Annotated in this window: 20 protein-coding genes; 4 read left to right on the forward strand and 16 right to left on the reverse strand. The window is 72.5% G+C overall.

All coding sequences use genetic code 11. From position 1 onward, the window contains the following. Positions 1-177 precede the first annotated feature (177 nt). From ABT106_RS12715 to rsmH, 16 genes are all read right to left on the reverse strand, one after another. Positions 178-1,410 (reverse strand): DivIVA domain-containing protein, encoded by a 1,233-nt coding sequence (locus ABT106_RS12715; protein WP_351275887.1) that lies wholly within the window; start codon positions 1,408-1,410, stop codon positions 178-180. An 82-nt stretch (positions 1,411-1,492) separates the two neighbouring features. Continuing rightward, the gene (locus tag ABT106_RS12720) at positions 1,493-1,789 is read right to left on the reverse strand and encodes a YggT family protein (RefSeq protein WP_030155988.1); all 297 of its coding nucleotides are present in this window, start codon (positions 1,787-1,789) and stop codon (positions 1,493-1,495) included. A gap of 60 nt (positions 1,790-1,849) precedes the next feature. Next, positions 1,850-2,467 carry a cell division protein SepF gene (locus ABT106_RS12725; protein WP_351275889.1) on the reverse strand — a complete coding sequence of 206 codons (618 nt, stop codon included), beginning with the start codon at positions 2,465-2,467 and terminating at the stop codon, positions 1,850-1,852. Between the two features lie 149 nt (positions 2,468-2,616). Continuing rightward, entirely contained in the window at positions 2,617-3,336 is a 720-nt protein-coding gene (locus ABT106_RS12730) for a YggS family pyridoxal phosphate-dependent enzyme (RefSeq protein WP_351275891.1), read from the reverse strand. A gap of 3 nt (positions 3,337-3,339) precedes the next feature. Then, entirely contained in the window at positions 3,340-4,071 is a 732-nt protein-coding gene (gene pgeF, locus ABT106_RS12735) for a peptidoglycan editing factor PgeF (protein WP_502979330.1), read from the reverse strand. Continuing rightward, a complete protein-coding gene (gene ftsZ, locus ABT106_RS12740; RefSeq protein WP_351275893.1) occupies positions 4,068-5,273 on the reverse strand; it encodes a cell division protein FtsZ in 1,206 nt (401 codons plus the stop codon). Before ftsZ ends, pgeF begins: the two co-directional genes overlap by 4 nt. A gap of 279 nt (positions 5,274-5,552) precedes the next feature. After that, positions 5,553-6,398 carry a cell division protein FtsQ/DivIB gene (locus tag ABT106_RS12745; protein ID WP_502979331.1) on the reverse strand — a complete coding sequence of 282 codons (846 nt, stop codon included), beginning with the start codon at positions 6,396-6,398 and terminating at the stop codon, positions 5,553-5,555. Between the two features lie 32 nt (positions 6,399-6,430). Next, positions 6,431-7,525, reverse strand: a complete 1,095-nt coding sequence (gene murG, locus ABT106_RS12750) for an undecaprenyldiphospho-muramoylpentapeptide beta-N-acetylglucosaminyltransferase (RefSeq protein ID WP_351275895.1) — start codon at positions 7,523-7,525, stop codon at positions 6,431-6,433. A 6-nt stretch (positions 7,526-7,531) separates the two neighbouring features. Continuing rightward, the gene (gene ftsW / locus ABT106_RS12755) at positions 7,532-8,893 is read right to left on the reverse strand and encodes a putative lipid II flippase FtsW (RefSeq protein ID WP_351275897.1); all 1,362 of its coding nucleotides are present in this window, start codon (positions 8,891-8,893) and stop codon (positions 7,532-7,534) included. 70 nt (positions 8,894-8,963) lie between these two features. After that, on the reverse strand, positions 8,964-10,391 hold the full coding sequence (gene murD / locus ABT106_RS12760) for a UDP-N-acetylmuramoyl-L-alanine--D-glutamate ligase (RefSeq protein ID WP_351275899.1): 1,428 nt from the start codon (positions 10,389-10,391) through the stop codon (positions 8,964-8,966). After that, positions 10,373-11,443, reverse strand: coding sequence for a phospho-N-acetylmuramoyl-pentapeptide-transferase (gene mraY / locus ABT106_RS12765; protein WP_351275901.1), 1,071 nt, complete (start codon positions 11,441-11,443; stop codon positions 10,373-10,375). Before mraY ends, murD begins: the two co-directional genes overlap by 19 nt. Further along, the gene (locus ABT106_RS12770; protein WP_351275903.1) at positions 11,440-12,864 is read right to left on the reverse strand and encodes a UDP-N-acetylmuramoyl-tripeptide--D-alanyl-D-alanine ligase; all 1,425 of its coding nucleotides are present in this window, start codon (positions 12,862-12,864) and stop codon (positions 11,440-11,442) included. The genes mraY and ABT106_RS12770 overlap by 4 nt, the downstream gene beginning before the upstream one ends. Further along, positions 12,861-14,570 carry a UDP-N-acetylmuramoyl-L-alanyl-D-glutamate--2,6-diaminopimelate ligase gene (locus ABT106_RS12775; protein WP_351275905.1) on the reverse strand — a complete coding sequence of 570 codons (1,710 nt, stop codon included), beginning with the start codon at positions 14,568-14,570 and terminating at the stop codon, positions 12,861-12,863. Before ABT106_RS12775 ends, ABT106_RS12770 begins: the two co-directional genes overlap by 4 nt. Positions 14,571-14,614: 44 nt before the next feature. Further along, on the reverse strand, positions 14,615-16,624 hold the full coding sequence (locus tag ABT106_RS12780) for a peptidoglycan D,D-transpeptidase FtsI family protein (protein ID WP_351275907.1): 2,010 nt from the start codon (positions 16,622-16,624) through the stop codon (positions 14,615-14,617). A gap of 126 nt (positions 16,625-16,750) precedes the next feature. After that, positions 16,751-17,380, reverse strand: coding sequence for a cell division protein FtsL (gene ftsL, locus ABT106_RS12785; protein ID WP_351275909.1), 630 nt, complete (start codon positions 17,378-17,380; stop codon positions 16,751-16,753). Further along, on the reverse strand, positions 17,377-18,336 hold the full coding sequence (gene rsmH / locus ABT106_RS12790; protein ID WP_351275911.1) for a 16S rRNA (cytosine(1402)-N(4))-methyltransferase RsmH: 960 nt from the start codon (positions 18,334-18,336) through the stop codon (positions 17,377-17,379). Before rsmH ends, ftsL begins: the two co-directional genes overlap by 4 nt. A gap of 348 nt (positions 18,337-18,684) precedes the next feature. Between rsmH and ABT106_RS12795 the strand changes: the two genes are divergently transcribed. The 4 genes from ABT106_RS12795 to ABT106_RS12810 form a co-directional block, all read left to right on the forward strand. Next, entirely contained in the window at positions 18,685-19,296 is a 612-nt protein-coding gene (locus ABT106_RS12795; protein WP_502979333.1) for a beta-class carbonic anhydrase, read from the forward strand. Positions 19,297-19,432: 136 nt separating this feature from the next. Next, positions 19,433-20,443 carry an AAA family ATPase gene (locus tag ABT106_RS12800; RefSeq protein ID WP_351275915.1) on the forward strand — a complete coding sequence of 337 codons (1,011 nt, stop codon included), beginning with the start codon at positions 19,433-19,435 and terminating at the stop codon, positions 20,441-20,443. Continuing rightward, positions 20,443-21,807 carry a DUF58 domain-containing protein gene (locus ABT106_RS12805; protein WP_351275917.1) on the forward strand — a complete coding sequence of 455 codons (1,365 nt, stop codon included), beginning with the start codon at positions 20,443-20,445 and terminating at the stop codon, positions 21,805-21,807. Before ABT106_RS12800 ends, ABT106_RS12805 begins: the two co-directional genes overlap by 1 nt. Continuing rightward, a partial coding sequence (locus tag ABT106_RS12810) for a transglutaminase TgpA family protein (RefSeq protein ID WP_351275919.1) occupies positions 21,804-24,032 on the forward strand: 2,229 nt, incomplete at its 3' end. The genes ABT106_RS12805 and ABT106_RS12810, both read left to right, overlap by 4 nt.

Raw genomic sequence — 24,032 nt, forward strand, 5'->3', positions numbered from 1 at the left:
CGGGGTCTGGGGCGGAGCCCCAGGGCGGTGAGCCGCACCCGCCCCGCGACAGCGGCACCCCCACTGGGACCGGCCCCAGCCACCGGCACCGGGACGCACGAAACGGGCCGGGCCCGGCACCCCCGAAGGGGAACCGGGCCCGGCCCGTGAAGCGACTGCCGACGCCGAACGCGGCGCCTAGTTGTCGTCCTCGTCGATCAGGAAGCCCCGCATGGGAGACGGCGCCTGCATCGGCTGCGGCGCGGCCGGCCGCACCGGAGCCATCGGCTGGGTCATCGCCGGGGACATCTGCTGCTGGTTGCCGCCGTAGGACGGGGCACCCATCGGGGAGGGACCGCCCATGGGGGACGGGCCGCCCATCGACGGGCCGCCCATGGAGTGGCCCATCGCACCGGCGGGAGCCATCGAAGGCGACGGCGACGGCGGCAGCGAGGGGGCACCCGGGTTGCGCGGCGGGGCCAGCGAGTCGTCCGCCTGGGTCTCCAGCTGACGCAGCTGCGACTCCAGGTAGGACTTCAGACGCGTGCGGTACTCGCGCTCGAAGCCCCGAAGGTCCTCGACCTTGCGCTCCAGCGTGGCGCGGGCGGACTCCAGGGAGCCCATCGCGACGCGGTGCTTCTCCTGCGCGTCCCGCTCCAGCGCGTCGGCCTTGGCGCGGGCGTCCCGCTCCAGGCCCTCGGCGCGCGACCGGGCCTCGCCGACGATCTTGTTGGCCTCGGAACGGGCCTCCGCGATCGCCTGGTCGGCGGTCTGCTGCGCCAGCGACAGGACGCGGGCGGCACTGTCGCCACCGGGGCTCTGCTGCGGAAGCTGCTGGGGCTGCTGCTGGTGCATCGGCTGGCCCATGGGCTGCATCTGCTGCCCCATCGGCTGCATCTGCTGCCCCATGGGCTGCATCTGCTGGCCCATCGGCTGGCCGAGCGGGTTCTGTCCGCCCATCGACTGCTGCTGCTGTTGCTGCTGCTGTTGCTGCTGCATGGACTGCTGCTGGCCCATGCCCTGCGGTCCGCCCATGGGGTGCTGCTGCATGGGGCCGCCCATCGGGCCCGGGCCCTGCGGTCCGTTCCCGCCGGGGCCCGGCGGCAGTTGCGGCTGGCCGCCCGGCAGCTGGGGCGGGCCCATCTGGGGCTGCTGCTGCGGCGGGCCGGATATGGCCGCGGGCACGGGGGCGCCGGGGCCTCGCTGGTCCTGGGGTTCCGGCTTGCGCATGCCCTGCTGCTGCTGGTTCTGCGCGGCGGCACGCGTGGCGGCGGCCAGCTTGGCGCGCAGGTCCTCGTTCTCGCGCAGCAGGCGCGTCAGTTCGGACTCGACCTCGTCGAGGAAGGCATCGACCTCGTCCTCGTCATAGCCTTCTCGGAGGCGGACGGTCGTGAACTGCTTGTTCCGCACGTCCTCGGGGGTCAGCGGCATCTCTTCTTCACCTCTACGTAGTCGTCGGCAGTCGGCAAGACCGTATCGGGACTGTCCCCGCGCCTGCGGGGGAGCACATCGTTCACACGCTTCTCGCAGCGGTGCTCACGAAACTGATGAGGATGTAAACGATGATCATCAGAACGAAGAAGGACAGGTCGAGTGCCACGCCCCCGAGACGCAACGGCGGGATGAAACGCCGAAGAAGCTTGAGCGGTGGATCGGTGACAGTGTAGGTGGCCTCCAAAACGACCACCATCGCCTTGCCGGGTGTCCATGAACGTGCGAACTGGAACACGTAGTCCATGACCAGTCGGAAGATCAGCACGATGAGGAAGCACATCAGCGCGATGTAGACGACCTGTAGTGCGACACCCATCCCGCGCTTCCCTCTCCCCAGCTTCCGCTCTGTTCCCGGTCCCGTATCTGACGGATCGGTCTAGCTTTGGTTGAAGAACCCGCCCTCCGCGATGCGGGCCTTGTCCTCCGCCGTGACATCGACGTTAGCAGGCGACAGCAGGAACACCTTCTGTGTCACGCGTTCAATGCTGCCGTGCAGACCGAAGACGAGACCGGCGGCGAAGTCCACGAGACGCTTCGCATCCGTGTCGTCCATCTCCGTGAGATTCATGATCACCGGAGTGCCCTCACGGAAGTGTTCCCCGATGGTACGGGCCTCGTTGTAGGTCCGGGGGTGCAGCGTCGTGATGCGGTACGGCTCCCGCTCGGAGACGACCTTGGGCATGATCACGGGGGCGTTCTTCTCCAGGTTCGAGCGATCGGGTGTGATGGATGCCACGGGGGCGATTCGCGCAGGACGTCCGTTTTCAACCGGAATTGGGATGGGCTCCCGCTGCGCCGGTGGCTGTGCGACTCGTACCGGTTCGTCCGATACGGGCGCTTGGTGAACAGGCTGCTGTCGGCGATCCCGGTCTCGGGCTCGCTCGGGTTCCGGCTCGGGCTCGAACTCGTCGTCGGGGTCATACCCCGGGTTGTCGTACCGGTCGTCCTCCACGAGGCCGAGGTAGACCGCCATCTTGCGCATCGCGCCGGCCATTCTCTGAGTCCTCCGCTCTGTGGTGGATCGCCCTGTCGCAGGTGCCGCCGTGTCACGAATGTCACCAACTGCCCGCGATCCACGTGGTCTGCCCGCCCATCAGCGGGAATGACCATATTTTCTGCTGTGGTCCGACTTTCTTCGCGACGTTACCCGAGCCGGGGTCTCGCGCCGAGTACCGCAGTGCCGACGCGTACATGTGTCGCACCGGCCGCCACGGCCTGTTCCAGGTCTGCGCTCATCCCGGCCGAGACCATCGTGGCAGTCGGATGGTCCGCGCGCAGCCGGGATGACAATTCCACCAGCCGCTCGAAAGCGGCCTGTTCGCGTCCCGCGTACGGACCGGTCAGCGGGGCGACGGTCATCAGCCCGTCGATCCGCAGTCCGGGCGAGCCGGCCACGAGGTCCGCCAACTCCGCGAGCTGCTCCGGTGCGGCGCCCCCGCGGGCCCCCCGTCCGCCCGACTCGGCGTCGAGGGCGATCTGTACGAGGCAGCCGAGCTCCCGGCCCGCGTTCGCGGCGGCCGCGGACAGGGCCGTCACGAGCTTCGGCCGGTCGACCGACTGCACCAGGTGCGCGTATCCCGCCACGGAACGGACTTTGTTGGTCTGCAACTGGCCGACGAAGTGCCAGGTGAGCGGCAGGTCCGCGCAGGTCTCCGCCTTGGGGGCGGCGTCCTGGTCGCGATTCTCCGCCACATGACGGACACCCAGGTCCGCCAGCAGACGTACGTCACTCGCCGGGTGGGTCTTGGTGACCACGATGAGGGTCACCTCGTCCCGCCCGCGTCCCGCCGCCGCGCAGGCCGACGAGATGCGTTCCTCCACCCGCGCCAGGTTCCCGGCGAGTTCCGACTCACGGTCCGTCATTTTTCAGTCCAACCAGACATATCCGGCAAGCCGCCCGGTCACCCGGTCACGGCGGTACGAGAAGTGGTCCCGCGACTCCAGTGTGCAGACCGGGGAACGGCGACTCTCCATCACCCCCGCCTCCGCGAGCTGCGCGTGGACTCCGGCGACCACGTCGACGGCCGGTGTGCCCCAGCTGGTCTCGGCCCGGGCGGCCGGCACCACCGCGGCGACCTCGTCCCGCATGGCGGCGGGCACCTCGTAGCAGCGGCCGCAGACCGTGGGCCCGGTACGGGCGGTGATCCGGCCCGGCTCGGCCCCGAGGGCCACCATCGCCTCGACGGCGGCGGGCACCACCCCCACGACCAGCCCCGGCCGCCCGGCGTGCGCGGCCCCCACGACCCCGGCGACGGGGTCCGCCAGCAGGACCGGCGTGCAGTCGGCGGTGAGCACGGCGAGGGCGAGCCCCCGGCGGGCGGTCACCACGGCGTCCACACGGGGGATGTCCGCGTCGGCGGCCCACGGTCCGTCGACCACCGCGACGTCCCGGCCGTGCACCTGGTTCATCCAGACCACCCGGTCCGGCTCGATGCCCAGGGACCCCGCCGCCCGGACCCGGTTCGCGAGAACGGCGGCAGGGTCGTCTCCGACCGCGCCGCCGAGGTTGAGCTCTTCGTACGGAACGGCGCTCACTCCGCCCCACCTGTCGGTGAAGGCGAAGTGGGCGCCGCCCACGTGGTGCTGCTCCGGTGTCACTTCAAGAAGTCCGGGACATCCAGTTCCTCGGCCGGGCTGTCCTGGTACGGCCGGGCCGTCGGGACCTGCGGCGCGGGGGTCTGGACCTCGACCGGGGCCGGCTCGACGGGGGCCGGGGGCTCCTCGCGCGGGGTGACCGAGCCGAGGCCGCCGAAGGCCGGACGGACCGGCTCCGCCGAGCGGACCGGCGCGGGGGCCGGCTCCTCGCGCTTCGTGGACGCGGCGCCGATGACGTTGTCCCGGCGGGCCGGGGGCTGTCCGCCGTCGAACCCGGCCGCGATGACGGTGACCCGTACCTCGTCGCCGAGCGCGTCGTCGATGACGGCGCCGAAGATGATGTTCGCCTCGGGGTGCGCGGCCTCGCTCACCAGCTGCGCGGCCTCGTTGATCTCGAAGAGACCGAGGTCCGAGCCACCGGAGATGGAGAGCAGCACGCCGCGGGCTCCGTCGATGGACGCCTCCAGCAGCGGCGAGGAGATCGCCATCTCGGCCGCGGCCACCGCGCGGTCGTCGCCGCGTGCCGAGCCGATGCCCATCAGCGCCGAGCCGGCCTCGGACATCACGGACTTGACGTCGGCGAAGTCGAGGTTGATCAGACCCGGGGTGGTGATGAGATCGGTGATGCCCTGGACGCCCGACAGCAGGACCTGGTCGGCCGACTTGAAGGCGTCGAGCACGCTGACCTGGCGGTCCGAGATGGACAGCAGCCGGTCGTTGGGGATGACGATGAGGGTGTCGACCTCTTCGCGGAGCTCGGCGATGCCGTCCTCCGCCTGGTTCGCCCGGCGCCTGCCCTCGAAGGTGAAGGGGCGGGTGACCACGCCGATCGTCAGGGCGCCCAGCGAGCGCGCGATGTTGGCGACGACGGGTGCGCCGCCTGTGCCGGTGCCGCCGCCCTCACCGGCGGTGACGAAGACCATGTCGGCCCCCTTGAGGACCTCCTCGATCTCCTCGCGGTGGTCCTCTGCCGCCTTGCGACCGACGGCCGGGTTGGCGCCGGCGCCGAGGCCCCGGGTGAGTTCGCGGCCGACGTCGAGCTTGACGTCGGCGTCGCTCATCAACAGCGCCTGGGCGTCCGTGTTGATGGCGATGAACTCGACGCCCTTGAGACCGACCTCGATCATTCGGTTGATGGCATTGACACCACCGCCGCCGACACCGATGACCTTGATGACTGCGAGGTAGTTCTGCGGTGCTGCCACGTCGAAGGCCTCTCGCCTCGAGTTACGTGTCGCCGCCTCGCGGGCCTGCGTTGCGACGACTGATGCCGAAATAGGGACGGTTCTAACGCGCCGACCCGAACCCTCACCCTGAAGTTTAGGGTTAGGGGTGTGTCTGTTCCCTGGGTTCTTCCGAACAGGACACTAAGTCGACAAGTAGCGCGTGTTCAACGAACACGCCGAACCTCCCGTTTTTCTTTTCACCCTATGTGATCACCCGTATCGCTGGCCAACCAGGGTGCGTCGGTGTTGGACCCGACGTCAACTCCCGGACACCGCAGGGGCGGTGGGGACGCTCACGTCGAAGTGATCAGCCTTGGGCGCGGCTTTCAGCAAAGCGGTCAACGCACGCCCCTTCGCGTCACTCTGTTCGCCGCTGCCCCAGGCCACGGTCCGCCCCCGGGTCAGCTCCAGCAGGACCGAATCGTAGGAACCCACCTTGACCTGCACGGTCTCCTTGGCGACCGGCCCGGGGAGCGAGCCGGCGACGAGGACGGCCTCGTGGAGCAGCCGCTCCTCGTCGAAGCGGCGGGCGCTGGGAGAGCCCGCCGCGTTCAATTCCAGCACCGGAACGCCCCCCGGCGCTTTCGGAACCGTGTCGAATCGCACACCCGAAGCGTCCACTTCCACGAAGTCGGCGCCCTTTTTGATGAGCAGGACGGGTTTGCGTTCCGTCACTTTCAGCCCGATTCCGTGCGGCCAGGCCCGTACGACATCGACCGAATCGATGCGGGACAGGCGTCCCCTGACACGGCTTTCGATCTCGTCGGTGTCCACGCTCACCAGGGGGGCGCCGACCGGGACCGCCGCCGCGGCCAGGACCTGCTCGGGAGTGAGCACGTCCGTGCCGGCGGCGGTGACCTTCTCGACGCGGAGCCAGGAGGAGCCGTAGAGCACCCAGGCGCCGCCCCCGGTGAGGAGCAGGGCGGCCGCCAGGGAGGCCAGTACGGGGCCCCGGCGCAGGCGTCCGCCGGGCCCCTGCGGGCCGGACCTCTTCGACGGCTTGGCGGGCTTCGGGGGCCCCGGGCGCCCGGGAGCGCCGGGGCCCTTGCGGGAGGGCCCGCCAGAACCCGGTGTGCCGCGCTGTGCGGTGCTCGCTCCGGCCACTCCTGTGCCTCCTGCGTCTGTGCGTTCCCGCCTCAGCGGGCCCGGTGTGCCGCGATCGCCTCGTACACCATGCCGACCAGCAGTTCGTCGGCGTCCCGGCGGCCGAACTCGCCGGCGGCGCGGGACATCTCGTACAGGCGGTGCGGGTCGGACAGCACCGGGAGGATCTGGCCGAGCACCCACTCGGGCGTCAGCTCCGCGTCGTCCACGAGCAGGCCGCCGCCGGCCTTGACCACCGGCTGGGCGTTGAGCCGCTGTTCGCCGTTGCCGATCGGCAACGGGACGTAGGCGGCCGGGAGCCCGACGGCGGACAGTTCGGCGACGGTCATCGCACCCGCGCGGCACAGCATCATGTCGGCGGCGGCGTACGCGAGGTCCATCCGGTCCACGTACGGTACCGGCACATAAGGCGGCATCCCGGGCATGTTGTCGACACGCGGCAGTTCGTTCTTCGGACCCACCGCGTGCAGGATCTGGATCCCGGAGCGCTGGAGGGTCGGGGCGACCGCCTGGATCACCTCGTTGAGGCGGCGGGCGCCCTGCGAGCCGCCGGAGACGAGCAGCGTCGGCAGGTTGGGGTCCAGGCCGAACGCGGCGCGCGCCTCGGGGCGTACGGCGGCCCGGTCGAGGGTGGAGATCGTGCGGCGCAGCGGGATCCCGACGTAGCGGGCGCCGCGCAGTTTGCTGTCGGGGGTGGAGACCGCGACGGCGTGGGCGTACCGAGAGCCGATCTTATTGGCCAGTCCGGGACGGGCGTTGGCCTCGTGGACGATGATCGGCACCCCGAGCCGCTTGGCCGCGAGGTAGCCGGGCAGGGCCACGTAGCCGCCGAAGCCGACGACGCAGTCGGCCTTGGTCCGCAGGAGGATCTCCTCCGCGGCCTTGATGGTGCCGCGCAGCCGTCCCGGGACGGTGATCAGCTCCGGGGTGGGCTTGCGGGGCAGCGGTACGGCGGGGATCAGGCCCAGCTCGTAGCCGCGTTCCGGCACCAGGCGGGTTTCCAGTCCGCGCTCCGTGCCGAGGGCGGTGATGCCCACTGAAGGGTCCTGCCTGCGCAGGGCGTCCGCGAGGGCGAGCGCCGGCTCGATGTGGCCGGCGGTCCCCCCACCGGCGAGTACGACATGCACCGAAATTCACCGCTCTCCGGACGGACGCTTCTTGACGCGCCGTCTCATCGATTTCCATCTCACCCCGGTCCGCCTCCAGCCGCTTTTCGGCTGCCGCATCGCGAGGGCCGCGCGTGCCGCCGGCTCCTCCCGCGCGAAGGCGATGAGCAGTCCGACCGCGAACATCGTCGGCAGCAGGGCCGACCCCCCGTAGGAGAACAGCGGGAGCGGGACTCCGGCGATCGGCAGCAGGCCGAGCACCGCACCGATGTTGATCACGGCTTGCGCCGTGATCCAGGTGGTCACGCCTCCCGCGGCAAACCGTACGAAGGAGTCCTCCGTGCGTCCGGCCACGCGGATACCCGCATAGCCTAGGGCCGCGAACAGGGCGAGGACCGACAGCGTCCCCGCCAGACCCAGTTCCTCCCCGGTGATGGCGAAGATGAAGTCCGTGTGGGCTTCGGGTAGTTGGCCCCATTTTTCCACACTGGCCCCCAGGCCGGAACCGAACCAGCCGCCCGAGGCGAGAGCATAGATCCCGTGCACGGCCTGCCAGCAAAGGTCGTTCTTGCCCGGTTCTGTCGCGCCGAGGCACGCCAGCCGGTCCATCCGGTGCGGGCTCGTCTTGATCAGAAGTGCGACGATCACACCCGCGAACGCCAGCACCCCCACGAACAGCCGCGTCGGGGCGCCCGCGAGCCAGAGCAGGCCGAACAGGATGGCCCCGAGGATCATCGCGGTGCCCATGTCGCCGCCGAGCATGATCAGTCCGAGCAGCAGGAACGCCACCGGGACCAGCGGCACCAGCAGGTGCTTCCACTGGCTCAGGAGCGCCTTGTCGCCCTTGCGCGCGAGCAGGTCGGCGCCCCAGAGGATCAGTGCCAGCTTGCCGAACTCACTGGGCTGCAGCATGAACGGACCGCCAAGGGAGATCCAGTTCTGGTTGCCGTTGATCGACACCCCTATCCCGGGAACCTGGACCAGGGCCATCAGGAACAGTGTGCCGGCGAGCACCGGATAGGACAGGGCCCGGTGCAGTTTGACCGGCATCCGGGAGGCGGCGAGCAGCAGGCAGCCGCCGATCAGGGCGGCCAGGAACTGCTTCTTGAAGAAGTAGGCGTCACCGAGGCCGAGCTGCAGCGCCTTGATCATGGAGGCCGAGTAGACCATCACGAGACCGAGCACGGTGATGAGCAGCGAGCTGCCGAAAATCAGGTAATACGCGGTGAGCGGACGGTCCCAGGCCCTGCGCACCTGCTCCTGCGTACGCCGGAACCGGGCCAGCGGCCCGCGCCCGGCGGGCCGCTTCACACGCACCGCGGGGCGCTTGCGGCCCTGCGCCCTCGCGGCGGACGGCCGCCGCCCCGGAAGCATCTGCTTGGCCGGCATCTGTGATCTTCCCCTCCACTCGTACGGGGCGAGCAGCCCGCCGGAGGGAACCCGCCCCGGAGCCTTCGGCCTAGGCGCTCTCGGCGGCCAGTTCGCGCACCGCGTCGGCGAACGCGTCCCCGCGCTTGTTGTAGTTCGCGAACATGTCCATGGATGCGCAGGCGGGCGCCAGCAGGACCGTGTCGCCGGGCTCGGCGAGCCGGGCCGCCTCCCGCACCGCCGCGAGCATCGCCCCAGTGTCGGTCCGGTCGAGGTCGGTGACCGGGACCTCGGGCGCGTGTCGCGCCAGCGCCTCGGCGATCAGCGCCCGGTCGGCGCCGATCAGCACGACGGCGCGCAGCCGCTTCGCGGACTTGCCTACGAGCTCGTCGAAGGTCGCGCCCTTGGCGAGGCCCCCGGCGATCCACACGACCGGCTCGAAGGCCGCGAGGGAGGCCGCCGCGGCGTGCGTGTTGGTGGCCTTGGAGTCGTCGATGTACGTGACGGAGGCGACCTCGTCCACGTACGCGACGCGGTGGGCGTCCGGGCGGAAGTTGCGCAGCCCGTCGCGCACCGCGCGCGGCTCGACGCCGAAGGCGCGGGCCAGGGCGGCCGCGGCGAGGGCGTTGGCGATGTTGTGCGGGGCGGGCGGGTTGACGTCCTCGACCTGCGCCAGCTCCTGGGCGTTCTTGTGGCGGTCGGCGACGAAGGCCCGGTCGATGAGGATGCCGTCGACCACGCCGAGCATGGAGGGGCCGGGGGCGCCGAGGGTGAAGCCGATCGCGCGGCAGCCCTCTTCGACGTCGGCCTCCACCACGAGGTCCTCGGTGGCCCGGTCGGCGACGTTGTAGACGCAGGCGACCGTGTTGCCCTCGTAGATGCGGCCCTTGTCGGCGGCGTACGCCTCCATCGAGCCGTGCCAGTCGAGGTGGTCGGGGGCCAGGTTGAGCACGGCCGCGGAGTGGGCGCGCAGGGACGGCGCCCAGTGCAGCTGGTAGCTGGAGAGCTCGACGGCGAGCACGTCGTACGCGCCCTCCTGGAGCACCACGTCGATGATCGGGGTCCCGATGTTGCCGACGGCCGCGGTCCGCAGGCCGGCGGCCTTGAGGATCGACGCCAGCATCTGGGTGGTGGTGGTCTTGCCGTTGGTGCCGGTGATGGCGAGCCAGGGGGCGGCGTTCTCGCCGCGCAGCTGCCAGGCGATCTCCACGTCGCCGACCACGTCGACACCGGCCTTCGCGGCCGCCGCGAAGAGCGGGCTGTCGGGCTTCCAGCCGGGCGAGGTGACGACCAGGTCGGTCCCCTCGGGCAGGGTCTCGGCGTCCGCGAGGCGCACCGCGATCCCGGCGGCCTCCAGCTCCGCGGCGCGGGCGCGGTGGCCCTCGCTGTCTCCGCCGTCGACGACGGTCACGGATGCGCCGAAGCCGGCCAGGGCGCGGGCGGCACTGATGCCGCTCACGCCGAGACCGGCGACGGTGATGTTCTTGCCCTGCCAGGACGTCACTTGTCCGCTGCCCATCCCGCGTAGAAGAGACCGAGACCCACGATCACGCACATGCCCTGGATGATCCAGAAGCGGACCACCACAAGGACTTCGGACCACCCCTTGAGTTCGAAGTGGTGCTGCAGCGGTGCCATCCGGAAGACGCGCTTGCCGGTCAGCTTGAAGGAGCCGACCTGGATGACGACCGACATCGTGATGAGGACGAAGAGACCGCCGAGGAGCGCCATCAGGAACTCGGTGCGGGAGCAGATCGCGAGGCCGGCGAGCGCGCCGCCGAGGGCCAGCGAGCCGGTGTCGCCCATGAAGATCTTCGCGGGCGAGGTGTTCCACCACAGGAAGCCGAAGCAGGCGCCCATCAGGGCGGAGGCGACGACGGCCAGGTCGAGCGGATCCCGTACCTCGAAGCAGGCGTTCGGGTAGGGCAGGGTCTGCGCGTTGGCGCAGGACTCCTGGTACTGCCAGACGCCGATGAAGGTGTAGGCGCCGAAGACCATCACGGCGGCGCCGGTGGCCAGGCCGTCCAGACCGTCGGTCAGGTTCACGCCGTTGGACATCGCCAGGATCATGAACAGGGCCCAGAGCACGAACAGCACCGGGCCGATCGACCAGCCGAAGTCCGTGACGAACGACAGCCTGTCGGAGGCCGGGGTGAGCCCGCGCGAGTCCTTGAACTGGAGCGCGAGCACCGCGAACGCGATGCCGACGATCAGCTGCCCGGACATCTTCGCCTTGGCCCGCAGGCCGAGCGAGCGCCGCTTGACGATCTTGATGTAGTCGTCGAGGTAGCCGACGACGCCCATGCCCGCCATGAGGAACAGCACGAGCAGGCCCGAGAGGCTCACCGGCTCACCGGTGATGACCTTCGTCAGGGCGTACGCGATGAGCGTCGCCAGGATGAAGGAGATGCCGCCCATGGTGGGCGTGCCCTTCTTCCCGGCGTGGCCGCGGGGGCCGTCGTCGCGGATGAACTGGCCGTAGCCCTTGCGGGCCAGCAGCTTGATCAGCAACGGGGTGCCGACGAGTGTCAGGAACAGGCCGATGACTCCGGCGAACAGGATCTGCCTCATCGGTCGGCGACCTCGCCCTCGCGCTCCAGCAATGCCAGCGCGACCCGCTCCAGACCGATCGACCTCGAAGCCTTCACCAGCACGACGTCACCCGGGCGCAGCTCACTGCGCAACAGGTCGACCGCCGCCTGCGCGTCGGACACGACCACCGACTCCTCACCCCACGAACCCTCGTTATATGCGCCCAGTTGCAACCAGGACGCTTCCCTGCCCCCGACTGCGACGAGCTTGCTCACGTTGAGCCGGACGGCAAGCCGTCCCACCGCGTCGTGTTCGGCGAGCGATGCGTCACCGAGCTCGGCCATGGGGCCGAGCACCGCCCACGTGCGTCCCCCGTTCGCCCGCGCGGAGCCCCCCATCGCGGCAAGTGCGCGCAGAGCGGCCCGCATGGACTCCGGGTTCGCGTTGTAGGCGTCGTTGACGATCGTCACACCGTCCGCCCGCTCGGTGACCTCCATCCGCCACCGGGACAAGGTGCCCGCCCCGGAGAGCGCGGTGGCGATCTCCTCGACGGACATGCCCAGTACATGGGCGACGGCGGCCGCGGCGAGCGCGTTCGACACGTGGTGCTCACCGTACAGCCGCAAGGTCACTTCGCCGCACCCGGTGGGTGTGTGGAGTGTGAAGGAGGGCAGGCCCGCCTCCGTCATGCGCACGTCGGTGGCCCGTACGTCGGCGTCCTCGGCCTCGCCGAAGAGGACCGTACGGGCCTTGGTGCGGGCCGACATGGGGCGTACGAGCGGGTCGTCGGCGTTGAGGACGGCGATGCCGCCCTCGGCCTCGGACGGCAGCGCCTCGACCAGCTCTCCCTTGGCCTGCGCGATCTGCTCGCGGCCGCCGAACTCGCCGATGTGGGCGGTGCCGACGTTCAGGACGAGCCCGATGCGCGGCGGGGTCAGGCCGGTGAGGTACGCGATGTGGCCGATCCCCCGGGCCCCCATCTCCAGCACCAGGTGCCGGGTCTCCGCGGTGGCCTTCAGGGCGGTGAGGGGCAGGCCGATCTCGTTGTTGAGGGAGCCGGGCGTCCACACCGTGGGCGCGTGGGCCTGGAGCACCTGGGCGATGAGGTCCTTGGTGGACGTCTTGCCGGCGGAGCCCGTCAGGGCCACCACGTCGGTGCCGAGGCGTTCGACGACGGCCCGCGCGAGGGCGCCGAGCGCCTTCTCCACGTCGGGCACGACGATGGCGGGCACGCCGACCGGCCGGGCCGCGAGCACGGCCGCCGCGCCCGCGGCGACCGCGCGCTCCGCGTAGTCGTGCCCGTCGACGTGCTCGCCGTCGAAGGCGGCGAAGAGGCTGCCGGCCTCCACCTGGCGGGAGTCGATGACGACGGGCCCGCTGATCCGCACCGACGGATCCGGTATGTCGTGGGGCCGCCCGCCGGTGATGTCGGCGATCTCGGCGAGGGAGAGGTCGATCACTGGTTCACCTCGGCCTGGGGGGTGTTCGTCGCTCTGCTCTGCACGGCCCGGCGTTCGATCGCGGCGCGGAGCACCGTGCGGTCGTCGAAGGGGCGTACGGTCCCCGCGGTGTCCTGGCCCTGCTCGTGGCCCTTGCCCGCCACCAGGACGGTGTCGCCGGGCTCGGCGCGCGCCACGGCGGCGGCGATGGCCGCGGCCCGGTCGGCGTCGACCAGGACGGTGCCGCGCTCGGCGGCGGGGACGGATACGGCGCCTTCGAGCATGGCCGCGAGGATCGCGAGGGGGTCCTCGGAGCGCGGGTTGTCGGAGGTCAGGACGGCGGTGTCGGCGTACCGGGCGGCCGCGGCGCCCATGGGGCCGCGCTTGGTGGTGTCGCGGTCGCCGCCGCAGCCGAGCACGATGTGCAGCCGGCCCTCGGTGACCTCGCGCAGGGCGCGCAGGACGGATTCGACGGCGTCCGTCTTGTGGGCGTAGTCGACGACGGCGAGGTACGGCTGCCCCGCGTCCACCCGCTCCAGCCGGCCGGGGACCCCGGGGACCGCGGCGACGCCGTCGGCGGCGGTCTGCGGGTCGAGGCCGGCGGCGGCGAGGGTGACGATCGCGGCGACGGTGTTGGCGACGTTGAACGGGCCGGGCAGCGGGGCGGTGGCCCGGACGCGCTGACCGGCGGGACCGGTCAGGGTCAGAGTGGAGCTGGCCGGCCCGAACACCACGTCCTCGGCACGCCAGTCGGCGGCCGGGTCGCCGGCGGCGGAGAAGGTGGTGACCGGGATCGCCGCCTCCTTGGCCAGGCGGCGGCCGTACTCGTCGTCGAGGTTGACCACGGCGAGGCGGGCGCGGCGCGCGGTGAACAGCCGCGCCTTCGCCTGGAAGTAGTCCTCCATGTCGGAGTGGAACTCCATGTGCTCCGGGCTCAGGTTGTTGAAGACGGCGACGTCGAAGACGCAGCCGTCCACGCGCCCGAGCACCAGGGCGTGGCTGGAGACCTCCATGGCGACGGCCTCGACCCCGCGTTCGCGCATGACGGCGAAGAGCGCCTGCAGGTCGGTGGCCTCGGGGGTGGTCCGCTCGGACTTGATCCGCTCGTCCCCGACGCGCATCTCGACGGTGCCGACGAGCCCGGTGCTGCGGCCCGCGGCGCGCAGGCCGCCTTCGACGAGGTACGCCGTGGTGGTCTTGCCGGAGGTGCCGGTGATGCCGATCTGGAGCAGGCCCTCGCCGGGCCGCCCGTAGATCGCCGCGGCCAGCTCGCCGACCCGGCCGCGCGGGTCCTCGACGGTCAGGACGGGCAGTCCGGTCGCGGCGGCGCGCTCCGCCCCCGCGGGGTCGGTCAGCACGGCGGCCGCGCCGAGGCCGGCCGCCTGGGCGGCGAAGTCGGCGCCGTGGGTGCGGGCGCCCGCCAGGGCCGCGTACAGGTCTCCGGGGCGTACCGCACGGGAGTCGTGGGTGATGCCGGTGATCTGTGCGGCGGCCGGTTCCGGCAGGCCCAGCAGCGCCGCCAGCTCGCCCAGTGGCGTCGGGCTGGCGGACTCGGGCCGGGGCGCTCCCGGCGGCACTGCCGGGGCGTCCTTCTGGGTGGTTCTGGGCTGATCGGCGTGGGACACGGCGGTGAGCGTACCGGGCGCGGCGGGCCGCTCGCGAAGCGAGGGCCCGGCCCCGGTGCCGGCGATGGGCTGGTTCCCTGGTTTCGGGGTGATCGTTGTCACTGGTGGTGCCTCACGCATTTCTGGCGGGCCGCCCGGGCGGTGGGTCACTGCGCGGGCTGCGGACTGGGCTGCGGGCCGGACTGCGGGCCGGGTTCGAAGGTGACCGGAAGTCCGGCGGGGGCGGTTCCGGAGGGGGCGACCTGGAGGGTCTTGAGGGCGAACTCCATGACCTTCTTGTAGATGGGGCCGCAGATCTGGCCGCCGAAGTAGCTGCCCTTCGTGGGGTTCTGGATGGCGCAGTAGACGGTGACGCGGGGGTTGTCGGCGGGTGCGAACCCGGCGAAGGAGGCGGTGTAGCCCTTGTAGCGGCCGGTGGCCGGGTCCACCCGGTTGGAGGTGCCGGTCTTGCCGCCGACGCGGTAGCCGGGGATGCGGGCCTTGGTGCCGGTGCCGTCCTGGTCGTCGACCACGGATTCGAGCATCTCGGCGAGGGTCCTGGCGGTCTCCTTGCTGACCACCTGGCGCTGCTGCGGGGCCGGGGCCGGGGTGAAGCGGCCGTCGGGTCCCTTGGTGCCGCGCACGAGGGTCGGCTCGATGCGGACCCCGCCGTTGGCGATGGTCGAGTACACGGAGGCCGCCTGCATGGCGTTGAGGGACATGCCCTGGCCGAAGGGGATCGTGTACTGCTGCGAAGTGGACCAGTCCTCCGGCCGGGCGAGGATGCCGCGGGACTCGCCGGGGTAGCCCAGGCCGGTGGGCTGCCCCATGCCGAACTCGGTGAGGTAGGAGTGCAGCACCTTGTTGGCCTCGGGCTGGGTGCGGCCGAGCTGTCCGGTGGCCAGGATGGTGCCGATGTTGGAGGACTTGGCGAGGACCCCGTTGAGGGTCAGGTACCAGGTCGGGTGGTCGATGTCGTCCTTGAAGAGCCGGTCCCCGCGGTGGAGCCGGTTGGGGACCTCCACGTGCGTGCCGGGGGTGGCCTTCTTCTCCTCCAGCACGGCGGCCATGGACATCACCTTGGCGGTGGAGCCCGGCTCGTACACGTCCTGGAGGGCCGCGTTGCCCATGGCCGCGGAGCGGGCGCGGGTCAGGTCGTTGGGGTCGAAGCCGGGGGCGTTGGCCATGGCGAGGATCTCGCCGGTGAGGGTGTCCTGGACGATGACGTAGCCGCGGTCGGCCCCGGACTTCTGGACCTGCTCGGCGATGGCGCTCTGGGCCGCCCACTGGATGTCGCGGTCGATCGTCAGCTCGATGTCCTCGCCGGGTACGGCGGGCTTCTCGCTGGATCCGGCGGTGGGCACCCGGCGGCCGCCGGACTGGGCGTAGGTGACCTCGCCGTCCTTGCCGGACAGCTTCTTGTCGAGGGAGGACTCCAGGCCGCCGCCGCCCTTGCCCTCGGCGTTGACGTAACCCAGTATCCCGGCGGCGAGGTCTCCGCCCGGGTACACGCGCTTGCTGCTGTTCTCGTTGAACACGCCCGCCAGGACGTTGGCGCCGGGGCCGTTGCCGCGCTTGTCGGCGGCCGCCTTGTCCGCGAAGACCCGCTTGAGGTCCTTGATCTGGTTCCAGACCTGGGGGGTCTGGCGGTAGGCGATCACGACGTAGCGGGTGTTCGGGGTCTTCAGCCGGGCCGCCAGCTCCTTGGCGTCCTTGCCGAGGATGGGCGCGAGGAGGGCCGCGGCCTGCTCGGGGGCGTCCGGGGCCTTGCTGTCCTGCGGGGTGAACATCTTCGGGTCGGCGGTGATGTCGTACGCGTCGACGCTGGTGGCCAGGGCCACGCCCTTGCGGTCGGTGATCTCACCGCGCTCGGCGGCCAGTTTGACGCTGGTGTAGCGGTTCTTGGAGGCCGCGGCGGAGAAGGCCGGCGCGTCCACGGCCTGCACCTGGAGCAGCCGTACGACGAAGGCGAGCATGACGAGGGTCAGCCCGACGCCGACCAGGCGCAGCCGGGGCCTGGGGCTGCCGAGCCGGATGGTGTGCGGCCTGGACGGTCCCGCGGGGCGGCGGGTCGCGGGCCGGGACGCGGGACGCGCCGCGCCGGCCCGGGCCCGCTCCCCCGGCCGCGGCCGCCCGGGACCGGGAACCCGCCGGCGCGGCGGCTCCGCCGGGCTCACGCCGTGCCCCCGGCGGGGCGGCGGCGGGCGCCGCGGAGCGGGGCCGCGTCCGGGTTTTGGGGGCTGCGGCCCGTTCCGGGGGAGGGCGGGGCGGGGGTGGGTCCCGCAGGGGTCCGCGTCACGACGTCACCTTCCGGGGGGCTGGCTGGGCTGCTGGGAACCACTGGGGGCGGCCGGGGCCTGCCCGGGCGGGGCGGCCGACGGGGGCGCCGCGGGGGCCGGAACCGGCGAGGACGACGGGCCGGCGGCCGGCGGCGGCCCGCCCGGGGTCTGGGAGGGCACCTGGGCGGGTGCCTGGCCCTGGGAGGGTGCCGGGGACGGAGGCGGGGACGGCGGCGGCGGGGCCTCGGCCGGGGCGGCGGCGCCGGCGACCTTGCCGTCCGGACTGATGAAGACCGGGCTGCCGCCGGGGACGAGGCCCAGCTCCTGCGCGCGGCGCTGGAGCGCGTCGGGGGCGGAGCGGGCGTCGACGTCGCGCTGGAGCGCCTGCTCCTCGTCGGTGAGGACGGTGGTCTCCTTCTTCAGCTTGCTCAACTGGAAGGAGCCCTCGTTCAGCGCCGAGTTCAGCAGCAGCAGGCTGATCAGGCCGCCGCCGAGCAGGGCCACGACGAGCAGGACGAACGGCATCCGGGCCGCCTGTCCGGCGGAGCCCGCGGGACGTGCGCCGGGGCGGCCGCCGAGGGCCCGGCCGACGCGGGCCGCCCGGCCGCGCGTCAGCGTGGCGAACTTCCCCGCCTTGCCGCCCCCGGCCGTCACAGCTTCGCCTCCCGGATGCGTTCGACGCCGCGGCAGCGCGCCGGGGCGGCCCGCCGGTTCTCGGCGATCTCCTCCTCGGTCGGCAGCTCGGCGCCGCGCGTGAGCAGCTTCAGCTTCGGCTGGTACTTCTCCGGGACCACCGGCAGCCCGGCCGGGGCCGTGGAGGTCGCGCCCGCCGCGAAGACCTGCTTCACCAGGCGGTCCTCCAGCGAGTGGTAGGAGAGCACCGCGATCCGGCCGCCGACCGCGATCCGGTCGACGGCCGCCGGGATGGCGCGCTCCAGGCCCGACAGCTCGCCGTTGACCTCGATGCGCAGGGCCTGGAAGGTCCGCTTGGCGGGGTTGCCGCCGGTGCGCTTGGCCGCCTGGGGCAGGGAGTCGCGGATCAGCTCGACGAGCCGGGCGCTGTTGGTGAAGGGCTCCTTGTCCCGTTCCCGGACGACCGCGGACACGATCCGCTTGGCCTGCTTCTCCTCGCCGTACTGGCGCAGGATGCGCACCAGCTCGCCCGGCGCGTAGGTGTTGAGCACCTCGGCGGCGCTGATGCCCGTCGTCTGGTCCATCCGCATGTCCAGCGGCGCGTCCTGGGCGTACGCGAACCCTCGGTCGGCCTCGTCGAGCTGCATGGAGGAGACGCCGAGGTCGAAGAGGATGCCCTGGACGGCCGGGATACGCAGCCCGTCCAGGACCTCGCCGAGATCGGCGTAGATGGCGTGGACCAGGGTGGCCCGGTCGCCGAAGGGGGCGAGCCGTTCGCCGGAGAGCCGCAGGGCCTCCTTGTCGCGGTCGAGGCCGATCAGGCGCGCCTCGGGGAAGCGGGTGAGCAGGGCCTCGCTGTGGCCGCCGAGGCCGAGGGTGCAGTCGACGACGACGGCCCCGGGCCTCTCCAGTGCCGGGGCCAACAGGTCCAGGCACCGCTGGAGCATCACCGGGACATGTCGGGACTCGCTAGTCAAAGCGCCCTCTCAGATAACGGCGCACCGCGCGCACGCACCGCCGGGTCCCCCTCCGCTCGGGAGCGGTACCCGTCCGGCGGCACCGGGGAATCCGGCCCCGGCCGGGCCGGTGAGCGGGAGGGGCCGGGCCGTGCGTACGCGCCGCGCACGCGGAGTTTCATCGGGGGCCGGGCGGCCGGTCAGGGCCGGGCTCCGGCCGGTTCGCGTCACTTTAGTGCAACGGTCGCCGCGGTCAACGAACCGCCCCGCGCGCCGTGCGACGCTCTCCGGGGGAAGCGGCAAATGCCGTGAATCACTCGGATGGGCGCCTCCGCCTCACCCCTGTGGGTTAGCTCACACCAAGGCCGGTTGACCTTCTTTGTCCGTCCTCACCAACTGCCCCGACCAGCCGTGACCATTAACGTCGTATCCATGACGACATCCGCATCCCTGCCCGCCGAGCCCGTGTCCGAGATCCCCGGGGACGGCGTCACCGACCGTCTCGTCGAGGCGAACCGGCGGTACGCCGCGAAGTTCGCCGACCCCGGCATGGACGCCCGCCCCGTCCTGCGCGTGGCCGTCGTGGCCTGCATGGACGCCCGCCTCGACCTGCACGCCGCCCTCGGCCTGGAACTCGGCGACTGCCACACGATCCGCAACGCGGGCGGCGTGGTCACCGACGACACCATCCGCTCCCTCACCATCAGCCAGCGGGCCCTGGGGACCCGCACGGTGATACTCATCCACCACACCGGCTGCGGCCTCGAAAGCCTGACCGAGGACTTCCGGCACGAGCTCGAGGACGAGGTCGGCCAGCGCCCGGCCTGGGCCGTGGAGGCGTTCCGCGACGTCGACCAGGACGTCCGCCAGTCCATGCAGCGGGTGCGGACCAACCCCTTCCTGCCGCACACGGACGATGTGCGAGGCTTCGTCTTCGACGTGCACACCGGCCTCCTGCGGGAGATCGATCCCAGCTCTTGAGTGACACAAGGCCGTAACGCCGTCAAGAATGCGGGGAGACGCCTTCCGGGAACCCCCGGAACCGGTGTCCGTGTTTCGGGGTGGGCCGGTCATGCGCCAAGGCGATCGGCCCTGGGAAAGGGCCGAGGAGAACCAGGTGACGACGTATGACGACCGAGCGAGCCTCGCGGATCTGACCAGCACGGCGGAGCGCGTGCGCCACTCGGTCGAAAGCGTGATCGAGGGCAAGCCGGAGGTCGTGCGCCTCGCGCTGACCGTCCTGCTGGCCGAGGGACACCTGCTGATCGAGGACGTCCCCGGCGTCGGCAAGACCATGCTCGCCAAGACGCTCGCCAAGTCCATCGACTGCTCGGTGCAGCGCATCCAGTTCACTCCGGACCTGCTGCCCTCCGACATCACCGGCGTGAGCATCTACGACCAGCAGCGCCGCGAGTTCGAGTTCAAGCCGGGCGCGATCTTCGCGCAGATCGTCATCGGCGACGAGATCAACCGCGCCTCGCCCAAGACCCAGTCCGCGCTGCTGGAGTCGATGGAGGAGCACCAGGTCACCATCGACGGCACCACGTACGCGCTGCCGACCCCCTTCATGGTCGTCGCCACCCAGAACCCGGTGGAGATGGAGGGCACCTACCCGCTGCCCGAGGCCCAGCGCGACCGCTTCATGGCCCGCGTCTCCGTCGGCTACCCCAGCCCCGAGGCCGAGCTCCAGATGCTCGACGTGCACGGCGGGCTCTCCCCGCTCGACGACCTGACGGCCGTCGCGCACGCCCACGACATCGTCAAGCTCATCGAGGCCGTCCGCGAGGTGTACGTCGCCGAGCCCGTCCGGCGCTACGTCGTCGACCTGGTCTCCGCCACCCGCAGCCACCCGGACCTGCGCCTGGGCGCCTCACCCCGCGCCACCCTGCACCTGCTGCGCGCCGTGAAGGCGTCCGCCGCGCTCTCCGGCCGGGAGTACGTCCTGCCCGACGACGTCCAGGCGCTGGCCGCCCCGGTCCTCGCGCACCGGCTGCTGCTCACCGCGCAGGCCCAGCTGAACCGGCGCACCGCCGAGCAGGTCGTCCAGGACATCCTGCAGCGCACCCCCGTCCCCGCGGCGCACGCCCGCGGCGAGATGCCGCCCGGCGCCGGCATCCGGGGCTTCTGATGGACGCCGGTGGCCCGGCGCAGGAGGGCCGCGGCGCCGGCGGGCTGCGCGCGTCGCTGTCCGGGCTGACCACGCGCGGCCGCTCGTTCCTGGCCGCCGGGATCGCGGCCGCCGCCTGCGCGTACGTACTGGGGCAGGGCGAACTGCTCCGGGTCGGGCTGCTGCTGGCGGTGCTGCCGCTGATCTGCGTACTGGCGCTGCACCGCACCCGCCACCGGGTGTCCGGCAGCCGCCGGCTCACCCCGGGGCGGGTCTCCGCGGGCGCCGAGGCCCGGGTCCAGCTGCGCCTGGACAACGTCTCCCGCCTCCCCACCGGCCTGCTGATGCTCCAGGACCGGGTGCCGTACGTGCTGGGCCCGCGCCCCCGCTTCGTACTGGACCGGGTCGAGCCCGGGGGGCGCCGCGAGGTGTCCTACCGAGTCCGCTCCGATCTGCGCGGCCGCTACCCGCTGGGCCCGCTCCAGCTGCGGCTGAGCGACCCCTTCGGGCTGGTCGAGCTGACCCGTTCCTTCTCCGCGTACGACACCCTCACCGTCATACCGCGCACCGAACCGCTGCCGCCGGTCCGCCTGGCCGGCGAGGCGTCCGGCTACGGCGACGGCTCCCGCCGCTCGCTGGCCCTGGCCGGGGACGACGACGTGATCCCGCGCACCTACCGGCGCGGCGACGACCTGCGCCGGGTCCACTGGCGCTCCACCGCCCGCTACGGCGAGCTGATGGTGCGCCGCGAGGAGCAGCCGCAGCGCAGCCGGGCGACCGTCCTGCTGGACACCCGGCGCCTGGCCTTCGAGGGCGCCGGCCCCGACTCGGCGTTCGAGTGGGCGGTGTCCGGGGCCGCCTCGGCCCTGGTGCACCTCCTGGAGCGGGGCTTCTCGGTGCGGCTCCTCACGGACACCGGCGACTCGGTGCCCGGCGACGGCGGCAGCGGCTTCTCCGCCTCCGGCGGGCAGGACTCCGCGACGGCCGCCGGGCTGATGATGGACACCCTCGCCGTGGTCGGGCACTCCGACGGCGCCGGGCTCTCGCGGGCGCACGACGCGGTGCGCGGCAGCGGCTTCGGCGGCAACGCCGGGGACGGTCTGCTCGTCGCCTTCCTCGGCGACCTGGACGACGTACAGACGGAGCTGGCCGCGAAGATGCGCCAGCGCGCCGGGGGCGCGGTCGCCTTCGTGCTGGACTCCGCCACCTGGGCGGGCCGTCCGGCGCAGGAGCACGCGCTGCCCCCCGTGGAGGAACGGCTGCGCAGGCTGCGCGACGCGGGCTGGACGGCGCTGGCCGCCCCGCCCGGGGTGGCCTTCGCCGAGCTGTGGAGACAGGCCGGGAGGGCTCCGTCCGGCACGGGTACCACCGGAGGTCGGGGATGAGCGGGCGCGCGAGACTGACGCTGTTCGCGGCACTGGCGACGCTGTTGACCTCGTGGTCGCTGGCCCCGCTGGTGGAGTCGGCGACCTGGCTGCCGCAGGCGGCGGTGCTGCTGGCCGTGCAGAGCGCGGTGGGCGCCGGGGCGCGGCGGGTGCCGCTGGCGCGTTCGCTGACCGTGGCCGCACAGCTGCTGGTGTCGCTGCTGCTGCTGGCGCTCTTCTTCGGCGGCCGGGCCGGGTCCGGCGGTTCCGGTCCGGTGGCGTACCTGGTGACGGACTTCGGGGCGCTGTTCCGGCAGGGCGCGATGGATGTCGGCGAGTACGCGATCCCGGCCCCGCTCACGGACGGCATCCGGCTGCTGCTGGTGTCCGGGGTGCTGCTGATCGGGCTGCTCGTGGACCTGCTGGCGGTGACCGTGCGCACCGCCGCGGCGGCCGGGCTGCCGCTGCTCGCGCTGTACTCGGTGGCCGCGGGCCTGTCGGGCGGGGGCGAAGCCTCCTGGGTCTCCTTCCTGCTGGCGGGCGGCGGGTACCTGATGATGCTGCTGAGCGAGGGCCGCGACCGGCTGGCGCAGTGGGGCCGGGTCTTCGGCGGCACCCCGTCCGGCCGGGTGTCGGCCGCCTCGGGCCTCGGCGCGGGACCGGGCGGCGGCCGGGCGACGGCTCCGGCGCGGACCGGGCGGCGCATCGGCGTGGCGGCCCTGGGCCTGGCGCTGGTGGTGCCCGCGCTGCTGCCGGCGCTCGGCAGCGGGCTGATGGGCCCGCAGGGCGGCGACGGGGGCGGCGGTGGCGGTACGGGCGGGACGATCTCGGCGGTCAATCCGCTGGTCTCACTGCAGAACAGCCTGAACGCGCAGGACAACCGGGTGGTGCTGAAGTACCGGACGGACAGCCCCCAGCAGGGCGAGCAGTACCTGCGGATCCTGGCGCTCGACGAGTTCAACGGGGTCAAGTGGGAGGCCTCGGGCCGGGCGCTGACCGACGTGCCCGAGCGGCTGCCGAACCCGCCCGGGCTCGGCGATCAGGTCCGCCAGGGCGCGCAGGAGGTGCAGACCAGTATCTCGGCCGCCGAGGGCTACAGCCAGCGCTACCTCCCGATGCCGTACCCGGCGACGGCGGTCGACGTCCGCGGCAGGTGGCGCTTCGAGCCGGCCGGCCGGACCCTGGTCGGGGACCAGCTGGGCAAGGAGCGGTTCCAGAACGTCCAGGGCGCGCAGTACACCGTACGGAGCCTGCTGCTGAAGCCGACGGCGCAGCAACTGCAGAACGCGCCCGCCCCGAACGCGGCCGTCCAGGCCGAGTACACGAAGCTGCCGGACACGCTGCCGCCGGTGGTCGGGGAGACGGCGCGCCAGGTCACGCAGGGCGCGCGGGACGACTACACGCGGGCCGTGAAGCTACAGGACTACTTCGCCGTGAGCGGCGGCTTCCGCTACAACACGAAGACCGCCTCGGGGACGGGCTCGCAGGCCGTCGCCCGCTTCCTGGCCGAGAAGGAGGGCTTCTGCGTCCACTTCGCGTTCTCGATGGCGGCGATGTCCCGTTCGCTCGGCATCCCGGCGCGGGTCGCGGTGGGCTTCACCCCCGGCGAGCGGCAGCCGGACGGCAACGTGAACGTGACGATGCGGGACGCGCACGCCTGGCCCGAGCTGTACTTCGAGGGCGTGGGCTGGACCCGCTTCGAGCCGACGCCGCGGTCGGGCATCTCGGTGCCGGACTACTCCCGGCCGCAGGCCCCGGCGGCCCAGCCGTCGGCGCCCGCGCCGCTGCCCTCCACGGGCGCTTCGGCGCCCGCCCCGGCGCCGTCGGCGGCCGAGGACTGCCCGCCGGAGCTGAAGAAGCTCGGCGAGTGCGGCGGCCCGGTGCTCCGGCAGAACGCGTCGGGCGGCGGCGGGACCTCGCCGCTGGTGGTGCTCGGCTGGGCCGCGGCCGCGGTGGCCGTCCTCGCGCTCCCGCTGCTCCCGCTGCTGTGGCGGACCCGGGTGCGGGCCCGCCGGCTGGGCACCGGTGAGGTGGCGGCGGCCTGGCGGGAGCTGGGCGACGCCGCCTGGGACGTGGGCGTGCCCCCGGACGGGGCGTTGTCCCCGCGCCGGGCGGCGGGCCGGATCGCGGAGCTGGGCGCGCTGGAGCCGGAGGCCGCCGCCGCGGTGCGGGCCTGCGAGATCGTGTCCGTACGGGTCAACGGGGTGGAGACCATCCGCGACGACGAGGTGACGGGCGCGATCCCC

The organism is Streptomyces sp. NPDC002044 (assembly GCF_040296725.1).
In the GTDB taxonomy this organism is placed as follows: Bacteria; Actinomycetota; Actinomycetes; order Streptomycetales; family Streptomycetaceae; genus Streptomyces; species Streptomyces antarcticus.